This is a genomic window from Bacillus cereus group sp. BfR-BA-01492 (assembly GCF_022662815.1).
In the GTDB taxonomy this organism is placed as follows: Bacteria; Bacillota; Bacilli; order Bacillales; family Bacillaceae_G; genus Bacillus_A; species Bacillus_A cereus_BD.
In genome coordinates this window covers 49,447-62,509 of sequence record NZ_JAKUEH010000011.1, presented here as the reverse complement: position 1 = coordinate 62,509, position 13,063 = coordinate 49,447, and the positions used below count along the sequence as shown (strand labels likewise).

Genomic DNA, 13,063 nt, shown 5'->3' with positions numbered 1-13,063 from the left:
CTTACTACTCCTTATGATTCAGTATCAATCCAACGATAGCCGACTCCGTATATTGTTTTTAAATGTATGTCAATGGGGAAGTGAGCTTTTCGTAATTTGTCACGTAAATTACGAATATGAGAATCGATTGTACGATCTTCTGTATTTGCATTTAACCCCCAAATGCGCTCAATAAGTTGATCGCGGCTGAGTACATAATTTATGTGGCGCAAAAATAACCCAAGCAGAGAAAATTCAATAGGGGTGAGTAACACTTCTTGTTCATAAACAGAAACGAAGTGCTTCGCTTCATCCCATAAAATCCCTTTATATTGGATTTGTTCATGCTCATTTGTACGTCTTAGGACCGCTTCAATTCGCGCTAACAGTTCTTCTTCGTGAAATGGTTTTGTTATATAATCATCTGCCCCTATTTTTAAGCCTTTCACAACATCGATCGTTTGATCACGAGCTGTTACCATGATGATCGGAATACGGCTGAATGAACGGATTTTTTTACATGTTTCCCAACCATCCATATTCGGCATCATAACATCAAGAAGCATGAATTTGAAATTTTGTTTTTCGATATAAGAGATGGCCTCTTGTCCTGAGGTTGCGCAGACGCAGTTATACCCACTAGGTGTAAGATAAAGAGTTAATAATTCTAACATTTTTGGTTCATCATCTACAAGTAATATATCAATCATAGAGTTTCCTCCATATTTGTTATTCATTCCTTAAAGTGTAATGCAAAATCGTGAAGAAATGGTGCAGATTATTATAGATCTGCATAATTTCTTTAGATTTGGTTGCTATCGTATGAGGTGAAATTCTACTTTAGGTAAGAATATTGGCTCGAGGATAATAGATACGGAGGGGAAGCGAGTGAAAAAAATAACCTGCGTTTTAGGCATTACCATTATGGCAGCAGTGAGTCTTACAGCGTGTGGACAAGCAAATACAGAGCATAATGAGAAGAAAAATGAGCATGAGCAGAAACAAGAAATGAGCATGACTCATAAGGCGGTGACACCGAAAGAAATGAATGCGCACGCGTCTAGTAATTTACAAACGTTGAGTTTGAAAAATAGTACGAGGCTAAATACAAATGATCCCGTGCAAATGGCCGTATTAACATCACAAACGATTTGGCCAGCGACCCATAAAGAAAATCAGCCGGGAGCAGTTATTTTAGTACCGAAGAATGGATGGCAACTTGGGATAGCGAGTGCAGATCTCATTCACCATCCAAACAATGGCCCGATTTTGTTTATGGATAAAAATAGCATTCCGGAAGCGACATTAAACGAAATAAAACGATTGCATCCGCTTGGGACAAAAGATGGAACACAAATTATGGTGATGGGGGATGTAGGAGCTTCTGCTTTAGAACAATTAAAAGAATATAAAATTAAACAAATAAAAGAAACAGATTCAGCTAAATTTGCTAAAGAGGTTGATAAAGAGTATGCCGAGATAGCAGGTAGGTATCCAGACAGTGTTATTATTGGTTCATTTGAAGAGGAAGGGCGTCTTTATACAACACCTGCGGTAAATTGGATTGCTCATATGCCGGAACCGCTTTTATATGTAGGAAAAGATAAAGTACCAGAGGCAACAATAGAAGCATTAAAGATGAGAAAAGATAAGGCGAATATATATGTGTTAGGCCCAGAAACCATTATTTCAAAAGAAGTAGAAAAACAGTTAGCGAAGTATGGGAAAGTAACGCGTATTAGCGGAGAAACCCCTACAGCAAATGCAATTGCTTTTGCTACATTTAAAGATCGGAAAACAAAGTTTGGCTGGGGGCTCACAAAACCGGGTCATGGTATTTCATTTCTGTCAACAAAAACACCAGATTTAGCAATTGCTGGTGCACCGTTTTCGCATATGGGAAAGCATGCTCCAGTCCTTTTGCTAGAGGAAGGAAAGGTTTCGCAGCCAGTGTATGATTTATTGGCAATCATCCAGCCAAAATTTAAAGATGATCCAACATTAGGTCCATACAATCACGGTTTCTTATTAGGAAGCACTATCGATATTTCATTTGAAACGCAAGGTATATTAGATGAAAAACTCGAGATTGTGCAAGAGAATGGAAAGGATCACGGAGGACATTAAATAGAAAAAAGTGCTGCTATAAAGTAGCACTTTTTTCTATTTGTAAAGAGGAAGATAGTCATCGAGACAAGTATAGTTTTCTTGTTTTCGTAGAAGTGGTTTTACATCGGCTGTAATGGTTTGCTATTTTTATTACACGCTTGAAATATAAGGAAGCATCTTTCCATGAAAAGGTGAGAATTTTTGTATAGCATAAAATCCTCTAATCGTTATATAATAGCCTTCGTGCAGTCGGTCCTGATTTTCTTATGGAGAAAATCAAATCATGAAAGAGTAGAGGAGTGTTATTTTGTTTCAAACGATAAAACATGAATGGTTTTCTAATGTGAAAGGAGATGTGCTATCAGGAGTTGTTGTTGCGTTAGCTTTAATTCCTGAAGCAATCGCCTTTTCTGTCATTGCAGGTGTGGATCCGATGGTTGGATTGTATGCCGCTTTTTGTATTGCAGTGACAATTTCATTTGTGGGCGGAAGACCAGGAATGATTTCTGCAGCAACAGGTGCGATGGCGTTATTAATGGTGACGCTTGTAAAAGAGCATGGGTTACAGTATTTATTTGCTGTGACGATATTAACTGGGATTGTCCAAATTATTTTTGGAGTATTAAAATTAAGTTCGCTTATGAAGTTTGTTCCACGTCCTGTTATGAGCGGATTTGTGAATGCACTTGGCATTTTAATTTTCACAGCACAGCTTCCGCATTTCCATCGTGCAAATTGGCAAATGTATGCACTTGTTGCTTTAGGTCTAGCTATTATTTATCTATTTCCACGTATAACAACAGCAGTGCCATCTACGCTTGTTTCCATTCTAGCTGTAACAAGTATTGCGCTTATAAGTGGATTCCAGTTACGGACAGTTGGTGATATGGGAAGTTTACCAAAAGAATTACCTTTCTTTCATATTCCAGATGTCCCATTCACATTAGAGACATTAGCTATTATTTTGCCGTATTCGATTATGCTAGCTGTAATCGGTTTATTGGAATCGCTATTAACAGCCTCTCTTTTAGATGATATAACAGATACACCAAGTAATAAGCATAAGGAAGCATGCGGGCAAGGAATTGCAAATATTGTTGCTGGATTCTTTGGTGGCATGGCTGGATGTGCCATGATTGGACAATCTCTTATTAATATGAAATCAGGTGGAAGAGGACGATTATCAACATTTATAGCAGGCGGATTTTTAATTGTCTTATTATTTGTTTTAGGAGATTATGTTGTGCATATTCCGATGGCTGCATTAGTAGCTGTGATGATTATGGTTTCTATCGGAACATTTGATTGGAAATCTGTATTTACTCTTCATAAGGTTCCGAAAGGCGACGCATTTGTGATGATTGTAACAGTTATTATTGTTCTCATTACACATAATTTAGGGCTTGGTGTAATTGTCGGAACTGTAAGTAGCGCTGTATTATTTGCCGTAAACATGGCAAAGATTCACGTGAAACATTTATATATTGAAAATAAGAAAATTTATGAAATTCATGGACAATTATTCTTTGCATCTACGACAGAGTTTATAAACGCATTTCAATTTAAAGAGGATGTGCAAGAGGTAGTGATTGATTTTACACATGCACATGTGTGGGATGATTCAGCTGTAGCAGCAATTGATAAGGTTATGATGAAATATGAGCAAAATGGTATACAGGTGAATATAGTAGGACTAAATGAGCGTAGTTTAAAACTTGTAACAAAATTAGCTACCCATAACAAACAAGTTATTAGCTAAAGCGGAACCGCCTTTTTGAAAACAAAAAGGCGGTTTTTTGTATTATAATACGATTATGATACGGAAAGGGGATTCAGCATATGTATAGGCAGATTATATTAGCATGTGATGGTTCGAGACATGCGTTTCGCGCGGCAAAGCATGCAGCACATATTGCAAAATGCAATGTAGAAGCAAATGTGGAAGTTGTATATGTAGTTGATAATCGAACAGCGAAATCAGATATTATTCATGGGCAAACAGATATAGAAATAATAGAAGCTAGTAGAAAAGAGAGAGTAAGAGAAATAGAAACGATGTTGCAACAAGAAGAAGTCTCTTATAAAATTACGATTCTACATGGCGACCCAGGAGAAACAATTGTGCAATATGTAAATACTGGAGATATTGACCTTGTAGTCGTAGGAAGTAGAGGATTAAATACACTTCAGGAAATGGTTCTTGGTAGTGTGAGCCATAAAGTTGCAAAACGAGTGAAGTGCCCCGTGATGATTGTAAAGTAACAGGCAGCAGAAAGGCTGTCTGTTTTTTGGTAATCTTACAAAATTGTAAGATAGTTGTTAGAAAAATCAATGTTATAAAATTCCTTTTATGGATATACTAAGGGTGTAGATACATATATGGGAGGATGAGAGGAATGAAAGTATTTCAACAATTATCATATAGTCAAGGGGTAAGCTTGATTTGTTTAGGAGGATTTCTAGTAGCTGTTATATTGGCAGTTGCACTGAAATTGTTACAACATTTATTTTAATGTATAGAAAGGAACAAATGATGAGAAACGACAAACAAGTTATATACAGAAATGAAAACTAGCCCTTCGCGATCATTGATGACTGCGAAGGGCTAGTTTTGTTTACTTTTCTACTTCTGGTTTTTCACTTGTTACAGTAACATTTCCCCATTTGTATCGATCTTCTGGATTATATTTATAGTCTTTTACGCGGTTGTTTACTCCGATTAGCTCAAACTTATAATGAAGAGGAATTAATGGTACTTCATCGTGAACAAGTTTTTGCCATTTGTCGTATACATCTTTACGATATTTTTCATCGGCAGCTTTTGGAGAAATTCCTTCTTGTAATAATTCAGTGTTTTTGTCATTTACCCAGCGTGTGTAGTTGAAAAATGCCTCTTTTGCCCAAAGGCCAGAAGGATCTGGATCAGAAGCAACGCCCCAAGCGCCCGCGAATACATCAACTTTCGGATCATCTGTTTTCAGCATGTCGTAGAATGAGTTGAATTCATGTAAACGACCATCAAGAAGCTCTACTTTTAAACCAATATCTTTCCACGATTGAATAAATAATTTAGCAAGCGGTTCACTTGTATCGCTACCACTCATAGATAGGAAATTGATTTTGAATTCTTTTCCATTTGGATCTTCACGAAATCCATCTCCATTTTTATCTTTATAACCAGCCTCATCTAATAATTTTTTCGCTTTGTCTACATCTTTATCATAAGAACCAACTTTATTGTTGTGGTTATGAAAAAAGGGAGATATGTAGAAAAAACGAGAAACATTCTAGTAAGAATTGTCTCTCGTTTTTTGTGAAATATAATAATGCTTCTTAATAAAGTTCTATTTTATGCTTGTTTTGATTTTGCTGAACCTGTGTTTAAAGTAAGGGCTAAGAAGACGATTGCAAGTAAGCAGGATGTAAGTAGTAAAATAAACCCACCATTCCAGCCGAAAGCATCTACAATAAAGCCCATCGCAGCGCTAGCAAATGATGCACCGCCAAGATAACCAAAGAATCCAGTTAAACCAGCAGCAGTTCCAGCTGCTTTTTTTGGTGCTAAGTCAAGTGCGTGTAATCCAATTAACATAACTGGTCCGTAAATTAAGAATCCAATTGCTACTAGAGCGATACTATCAATGATCGGATGACCCGCTGGATTTAACCAGTATACAAGAACGGAAATAAATACACCCACCATAAATAAAATACCAGCAGGTGCACGGCGTCCTTTAAAGAGTTTATCACTCATCCAGCCGCAAAGAAGTGTACCTGGAATACCAGCCCATTCATATAGAGCATAAGCAGTACGAGAACTACTATGTGTAAAGCTTTTTTCTTCTACTAAATAAGTAGGAGCCCAGTCTACAACACCGTAGCGCACAAAGTATACGAATACGTTTGCAATTGCGATGTACCATAGAAATTTATTGTTCAGTACATATTTGAATAAAATTTCTTTTACTGAAAGTTCACGTTCACGATCTTTTACTTTCTCATCAGCTGGATATTCTCCTGTATGTTCTTCAATTGATGGTAAACCACAAGATTGAGGTGTATCACGCATTGTAATTAATACATAAATACCAACTAAAATAGAAAGAATACCTGGGAAGTAGAATATACTTTTCCAATCATTAGCGAATACATATAGTCCTAATGTAACGAGTGATGGCATAAGAGCACCACCGACATTATGAGCAACGTTCCAAATAGACATTTTCGTACCGCGTTCACTAACTGAGAACCAGTGAACCATTGTACGTCCACAAGGAGGCCAACCCATTCCTTGTACCCAACCATTTAAAAATTGAAGTACAAACATAAGGATAATGCTCGTTGTAATGAAAGAAAATGAACCAAAAATAATGTTAATGATACCAGATAAAAAGAGACCTGCTGCTAAAAAGTAACGAGGGTTACAACGGTCGGATATAATCCCCATAATAAACTTGCTTATTCCGTATGCAATCGATACGGCCGAAAGAATAATACCAAGTTCTCCTTTACTAAATCCTTGTTCGACCAAATACGGCATTGCTAATGAAAAATTCTTTCGAACAAAGTAGTAACCTGCATAACCGATAAAAATACCTAAAAACACTTGTAAGCGCAATTTGCGGTATTCACTGTCGATGCGATCAGCAGGCAAGCGCTCTTTATGTGGCGCAGGTTTAAACAACTGAGTTAAAAACATAACCTACAAATCCTCCTTAATGATTGAAACCATTTTATGTCATAAGAAATAAAAAAGACTATGAAAAATAGAAAGGTCCCCCTTCTATGTTCCATAGTCTTATACTCTTATTCTCCATGACTGTCAATATTAACTTCGATAAAAATTATACAACTTTGTGACAGAAATGTAAACGTTTTTAATCATAAAATGATTGACGAATTTTATTCTTGATATTAATATTTAAATAGATTAAATATTTTATTGTTTAAATAAGAGGTAGATAATATGCCAAATGATAGTACTCATATTGATAAAATTCAAGCTCTTGCATTCTCTATAGGAAAGAAAATGCAAACGGGGTTATTGGAACAAACACAAGCATCAGGACTTACACCACCACAATTTTATATTTTAAAAATTTTAGAGAACCATGGTGCCTCACGAGCGACAAAATTAGCGAAAAAAATGTATGTAAAACCAAGTGCAATTACAGTAATGATCGATCGTTTAATTGATCAAGAACTAGTTGAGCGCTATCACGATAAAGATGATCGGCGTGTTGTTATCATTGAGTTAACGAAAAAGGGGAAAGCTAAAGTAGAAGAGGCGAGGAATGCTCGTAATGAGCACATTGCAAAATATTTCTCGCAATTAGAATTACAAGAAAGAAAAGATTTATTACGCCTATTTGAAAAATTAGAAACAATTGTTTGCGGGACAAATGAGAAAAAAGAGATAAATTAAGAGAAGTTGAGGAGATTACATGAAACAACAAGATGATAAAAAAAGAAAATTATTATTGATTGGTTTAGTGATTGCAATGTTATTTGCAGCACTAGATGGAACAATCGTCGGTACAGCGATGCCGCGTATTGTCGGGGAGCTAGGTGGATTAAGCTTAATGACATGGCTAACGACAGCTTATATGCTAACATCTACGACAGTTGTACCGATTGCAGGTAAATTAGCAGATTTATTAGGACGCCGTAACGTATATATGACAGGATTAGTTATCTTTATGATTGGCTCAGCGTTATGTGGTATGGCAAACGGTATGACAGAGTTGATTATTTTCCGCGGTATTCAGGGTCTTGGCGGAGGTATTATGATGCCGATGGCTATGATTATTATTGGAGATATGTTCACGGGGAAAGAGCGTGCGAAATGGCAAGGTATTTTTGGCGCTTTATATGGCCTTGCTTCAGTAATTGGTCCGCAAGTTGGTGGTTGGATTGTAGATGCAGTTAACTGGAGATGGGTATTTTACATTAACTTACCGGTTGGTATTGTCGCAACAATCTTTATTGCAATGGGATTACAATCACATAAACAAACAGGACCTATTAAAATTGACATCGCTGGAATTTTTACGATGATTGTTGGTGTTGTAAGTTTATTACTTGCATTAACATTCGGTGGAAAAGATTACGCATGGGATTCTTGGCAAATTATCGGATTGTTTACTTTAGCTTTAATTGGTATTGTAAGCTTTGTATTTGTGGAAACAAAAGCTGAAGAACCAATCTTGCCAATGCATTTCTTTAAAAATCGTACATTTACACTATTGAATGCGATTGGTTTCTTTATGAGTATTGGAATGTTTGGTGCAATTATGTTCGTTCCATTCTTTATGCAAGGAATTGTAGGAGTAAGTGCAGCTGAATCTGGGACGATTATGACACCGATGATGATTACAATGATTGTGACAAGTATTATTGGTGGTCAACTTGTCTTGAAAGTTGGAGTGAAGCCGCAGATTATTGTTGGTATGTTGATTATGGCTGGTGGCTTCTGGTTATTAACAACAATGGATATGAATACAAGTAAGCTTGTAGCGACTTCTTATATGATGATTATCGGTTTAGGTATGGGGCTTGTCATGCCAACATTGACATTAGCATTACAAGAAAGTTTCTCGAAAAAAGATCTTGGTGTTGTAACTTCATCCAGTCAATTTTTCCGTCAAATTGGAGGAACATTTGGAATTACAATTTTAGGATCTATTATGAATAATACTTCAGGTACCATTTTAACTGAAAAATTAGTACCTGTATTAGAGAAGTTTCCACCGCAAGCTGGACAGGTTGTAACAAAGTTTAAAGATATGATTCATACAGATCCACAAGGATTATATTCTATGCTGTTTAGTCCAGAGGCGTTGAAACAAATGCCAGAAGCATTTTCTACAAGTATCGTTCCTATTTTGAAGAATTCGTTATTGGATTCATTGCATAGTGTATTTTTAACAGGATTAGTATTTATTGTTGTTGGTGCTATCTTTACGATTTTCTTAGAGAAGATTAAGCTTTCTGATCGAAAGAAAGATGCAGAAGAGACAGTAGAGGTAGAAGAGAAACATACAAATGTATCATATTAATAAAAAAGCATCGCCTTATGGTGATGCTTTTTCTTATGTGTATAACATATACTCTTTTTTGAGCAGAAATGATTGACGTATTTCCGTAAATAGGTTATATTACTTTCTGTAAACGGTTACACATGATGGGGAGGAAAAGAATGAGTACGATTAAAGACGTTGCAAAATTAGCGGGAGTATCTGTTGCGACCGTTTCTAGAGTACTAAATAAAAATGGATACGTTCACGAAGATACATTAAAAAAGGTGGAACGAGCGATTGAACTGTTGGATTATAAACCTAGTACAGTGGCGCGTTCTTTGTATAATAAGAAATCTCGTTTAATTGGCTTAGTCGTTCCGAACATCGTGAATCCATTCTTTCCAGAAATTGCGCGTGCTGTAGAAGATGTAGCGCATAAGCAAGGATACACAGTTGTACTTTGTAATTCTGATGAAAGTTTAGAAAAAGAGAAACAATATATTGATGTACTAAGACAAAATAACGTAGATGGATTTATTGTTGCAACAAATCCTGAAAATAGCGTGAATTACATGAATATATCTGTACCAGTTGTGGCAATTGATCGCATGTTTAATGAGCGCATTCCCACAGTATATGCAGATAATTATGCGGGGATTCAAAAAGCAACAAAGTTACTGTTGGAGAAAGGGTGTAATCATATTGCTCATATACGTGGACCGCGTGATGTAAGTACTGCAAATGAGCGCTTTGAAGGTTTTGTTGATATGATTACGGAATATGGCCTTTCTTATATGATTGCGGAAAGTACGTTTGATCCAGCAAATAGTGAACGTGTTGCGATGAAATTACTAGACGAATATCCGCATATTGATGGTATTGTAGCAGGAAATGATTTGATTGCAATTGGTGTCGTAAAGGCTGCTTTACAAAAGGGAATTGCTATTCCTAACGATTTACAAATTATTGGGTTTGATGGCATTTCTTTAGCAGAAATGATGTACCCATCTATTACGACTGTTGCACAACCTATTTATGAGATGGGACGTATTGCAACTGAATTGTTATTAGAACAAATGGAAGGAAAACGGTTAGAAACAGAACATTACCGTTTGCCGATTGAAATTATCGAACGAAATACAACGAAATAAGGAGATGAGGTCGTTGCCAAATATAGCTGTAGTAGGAAGTATTTCAATGGATTTAGTAGCTGTTTCAAAGAAAAGACCGAAAGCTGGAGAAACAGTAATTGGAGAGGCGTTTCATACAGTACCTGGAGGAAAAGGAGCAAATCAGGCTGTTGCCGTAGCTCGATTAGGGGCCAATGTAGCTATGGTAGGTGCTGTAGGAAATGATGATTACGGCATGAGAGTACGAAAAAATTTAGAGAATGAGCGTATTTTTATCGATTATGTGGTACCGGTTACAGATGAAACAACAGGAATTGCTCATATCGTTTTAGCAGAAGAAGATAACAGTATTGTTGTTGTGCAAGGTGCGAATCGCCTTGTGAATCAGCAAATTGTTGACCGTGCAAAAGATTTACTTGTAAAGGCAGATATGGTCGTTCTTCAGTTAGAAATTCCGCTTGAGACAGTGGAATATGTTCTTACTATTTGTAAGGAGCATAAGGTCCCAGTCATGTTAAATCCAGCTCCAGCACAAGCATTATCGCCAGAGATTTTGGAAAAAGCAACATATATTACACCGAATGAACATGAGTGTCGTATTGTACTAGATGATTTTGAATCACCGATTGAAGACTTACTTGCCAAATATCCAAATAAATTATTGATGACAGAAGGAAGTAAAGGAGTTCGATTTCATAATGGTACAGAAATCGTACAAGTGCCAAGTATTTCTGTAAAAGTAGTTGACACGACAGGGGCTGGTGATACATTTAACGGTGCATTAGCAGTTTCACTTGCAGAAGGAGAAGAGCTTGAAAAAGCAATTCGTTTTGCAAATATAGCCGGTGGCCTTTCTGTAACAAAGCTCGGTGCACAAGGTGGTATGCCAACAAGAGAACAGGTGAGGGAAGTACAGGTGATTGTTGAATGAAGAAGCATGGCGTATTAAATAGTGAAATTGCTGCCACATTAGCGGCACTTGGTCATACAGATACGATTGTAATTGCGGACTGCGGATTACCAATTCCTGATAGTGTGAAGCGAATAGATTTAGCTGTAGAGCTTGGAAAACCTTCTTTTCTGGATGTATTACAAGTTGTAATAGATGATATGGCTATTGAAAAAGTAACAGTAGCGGAAGAGATTACTACAAATAATAGAGAAATCCATAAAGAAATTGAATCACGCTTAAAAGAAGCGGATTTTGAATATGTCTCGCATGAAGAGTTTAAAGAGAAAACAGAGCAGGCAAAGGCGATTATTCGTACAGGGGAAGCAACACCGTATGCGAACATTATTTTACATGCAGGTGTGATTTTTTAATAAAGGGATGTGATGAGAATGCGTATTGAAATGATAAATATTTCAAAAGCGTTCAATGGGAACCCTGTTTTGAAAAATGCCCAATTTCGTATTGAAACAGGCGAAGTTCATGCGCTAATGGGGGAAAATGGAGCGGGTAAGTCAACGCTCATGAAAATTTTAACAGGTGTATATAAGAAAGATAGTGGTCAAATCAAAATCGATGGGCAAGAGAGAGTATTTAAAAATGCAAAAGAAGCAGAGGAGTATGGAATTGCTTTTATTCATCAAGAATTAAACATCTTGCCTAATTTAACAGTTGCTGAAAATATGTTTCTTGGCAAAGAGCTAATGTATGGAAAAACAAGCGTTTTGCGCTCGCGCCAAATGAATGCTATAGCTCAGCAACAATTGGCTGATTTAGGGCTTTATGTAAAAGGAACTACAATGGCAGGAGATTTATCGGTTGGACAACAGCAAATTATTGAAATCGGTAAAGCATTAATGACAAATGCGAGTGTCATTATTATGGATGAGCCTACAGCTGCTTTGACAGATCGTGAGATTGAAACACTTTTTACAGTGATTCATAAACTGCGAAAAGAAGGTGTATCATTTGTTTATATTTCGCATCGCATGGAAGAAATATTTTCTATTTGTGATGCCATTACGATTTTGCGTGATGGAGAATATGTGGGTACAAGACAAATTCCTGAAACATCATTTGATGAAGTAGTTAGCATGATGGTAGGGCGTAGTATTGGTGAACGTTATCCAGAGCGTCATGCAAAGATTGGTGAAGTCATTTTTGAAATGCGGAATGGAACGAAAAAAGGTAAGTTTGAAAACATTTCTTTTCAAGTTAGGAAAGGTGAAATTCTTGGTGTCGCTGGATTAATGGGAGCTGGACGTACAGATATTATGAAAGCCATATTTGGATATGAGCCACTTGACTCAGGACAAATCTTTATCAATGGACAGGAAGTAAAGATTGATAGTCCAATCGATGCGATTAGACAAAGAATTGCTTTTATTACAGAGGATCGAAAATCAGAAGGACTTGTATTAGATTTTTCCATTCGAGAAAATCTAGCATTACCTAATTTAGAAACTCTTTCAAAAAGCAGTGTCATGGACAAAGGGTTAGAAGCGCAGTTTACAGAGGATATGATGAAACTTTTGAATGTGAAAGCAGCAAATGGAGAACAAGCTGTGAAATCACTATCTGGTGGAAATCAGCAAAAAGTTGTCATCGCAAAATGGCTTGGAATCCATCCGCAGCTGTTAATTTTAGATGAACCAACAAGAGGTGTAGATGTTGGTGCGAAAAAAGAGATTTATTCCATTATGAATAAGTTTACAAACCAAGGTGATGCAGTGATTATGGTTTCATCTGAATTACCTGAAGTATTAGGGATGAGTGATCGCGTTCTAGTCATTCATGAAGGAAAAGTAGGCGGTATTCTTGAGAAAGAGAAAGCAACGCAAGAATCCATTATGGCATTAGCTACAGGAGGAGAGTAA

12 protein-coding genes and 1 pseudogene are annotated in these 13,063 nt (G+C 36.7%); 10 read left to right on the top strand and 3 right to left on the bottom strand.

What is annotated here, in order from left to right; all coding sequences use genetic code 11:
- Positions 1-11: 11 nt before the first annotated feature.
- Complete coding sequence (locus tag MR063_RS14645) at positions 12-689, bottom strand: response regulator transcription factor (RefSeq protein ID WP_242198910.1); 678 nt, start codon at positions 687-689, stop codon at positions 12-14.
- A 178-nt stretch (positions 690-867) separates the two neighbouring features.
- Between MR063_RS14645 and MR063_RS14640 the strand changes: the two genes are divergently transcribed.
- The 4 genes from MR063_RS14640 to MR063_RS14625 all read left to right on the top strand — a co-directional run bounded on the left by MR063_RS14640 (position 868) and on the right by MR063_RS14625 (position 4,601).
- Positions 868-2,106, top strand: coding sequence for a cell wall-binding repeat-containing protein (locus MR063_RS14640; protein ID WP_242198909.1), 1,239 nt, complete (start codon positions 868-870; stop codon positions 2,104-2,106).
- Positions 2,107-2,395: 289 nt separating this feature from the next.
- Positions 2,396-3,847, top strand: coding sequence for a SulP family inorganic anion transporter (locus MR063_RS14635; RefSeq protein WP_242198908.1), 1,452 nt, complete (start codon positions 2,396-2,398; stop codon positions 3,845-3,847).
- Positions 3,848-3,927: 80 nt separating this feature from the next.
- On the top strand, positions 3,928-4,350 hold the full coding sequence (locus tag MR063_RS14630) for a universal stress protein (RefSeq protein WP_242198907.1): 423 nt from the start codon (positions 3,928-3,930) through the stop codon (positions 4,348-4,350).
- A 125-nt stretch (positions 4,351-4,475) separates the two neighbouring features.
- The gene (locus tag MR063_RS14625; RefSeq protein ID WP_242198905.1) at positions 4,476-4,601 is read left to right on the top strand and encodes a DUF4027 family protein; all 126 of its coding nucleotides are present in this window, start codon (positions 4,476-4,478) and stop codon (positions 4,599-4,601) included.
- Between the two features lie 102 nt (positions 4,602-4,703).
- On the opposite strand, the pseudogene MR063_RS14620 reads toward MR063_RS14625, so the two are convergent.
- A pseudogene (locus MR063_RS14620) lies at positions 4,704-5,333 on the bottom strand (ABC transporter substrate-binding protein); the annotation flags it as partial.
- 104 nt (positions 5,334-5,437) lie between these two features.
- Positions 5,438-6,787 (bottom strand): glycerol-3-phosphate transporter, encoded by a 1,350-nt coding sequence (glpT, locus tag MR063_RS14615; protein WP_242198902.1) that lies wholly within the window; start codon positions 6,785-6,787, stop codon positions 5,438-5,440.
- Positions 6,788-7,054: 267 nt separating this feature from the next.
- Between glpT and MR063_RS14610 the strand changes: the two genes are divergently transcribed.
- The 6 genes from MR063_RS14610 to MR063_RS14585 all read left to right on the top strand — a co-directional run bounded on the left by MR063_RS14610 (position 7,055) and on the right by MR063_RS14585 (position 13,063).
- Complete coding sequence (locus MR063_RS14610) at positions 7,055-7,513, top strand: MarR family winged helix-turn-helix transcriptional regulator (protein ID WP_242198900.1); 459 nt, start codon at positions 7,055-7,057, stop codon at positions 7,511-7,513.
- A 19-nt stretch (positions 7,514-7,532) separates the two neighbouring features.
- Complete coding sequence (locus tag MR063_RS14605; protein WP_242198897.1) at positions 7,533-9,146, top strand: MDR family MFS transporter; 1,614 nt, start codon at positions 7,533-7,535, stop codon at positions 9,144-9,146.
- Between the two features lie 125 nt (positions 9,147-9,271).
- Positions 9,272-10,258, top strand: a complete 987-nt coding sequence (locus MR063_RS14600) for a LacI family DNA-binding transcriptional regulator (RefSeq protein WP_396021845.1) — start codon at positions 9,272-9,274, stop codon at positions 10,256-10,258.
- Positions 10,259-10,271: 13 nt separating this feature from the next.
- Positions 10,272-11,168 carry a ribokinase gene (gene rbsK, locus MR063_RS14595; protein ID WP_242198892.1) on the top strand — a complete coding sequence of 299 codons (897 nt, stop codon included), beginning with the start codon at positions 10,272-10,274 and terminating at the stop codon, positions 11,166-11,168.
- The gene (rbsD, locus tag MR063_RS14590) at positions 11,165-11,560 is read left to right on the top strand and encodes a D-ribose pyranase (protein WP_242198890.1); all 396 of its coding nucleotides are present in this window, start codon (positions 11,165-11,167) and stop codon (positions 11,558-11,560) included. The genes rbsK and rbsD overlap by 4 nt, the downstream gene beginning before the upstream one ends.
- A gap of 18 nt (positions 11,561-11,578) precedes the next feature.
- Positions 11,579-13,063: a sugar ABC transporter ATP-binding protein gene (locus MR063_RS14585; RefSeq protein WP_242198888.1), complete on the top strand. Its 1,485-nt coding sequence runs from the start codon at positions 11,579-11,581 to the stop codon at positions 13,061-13,063.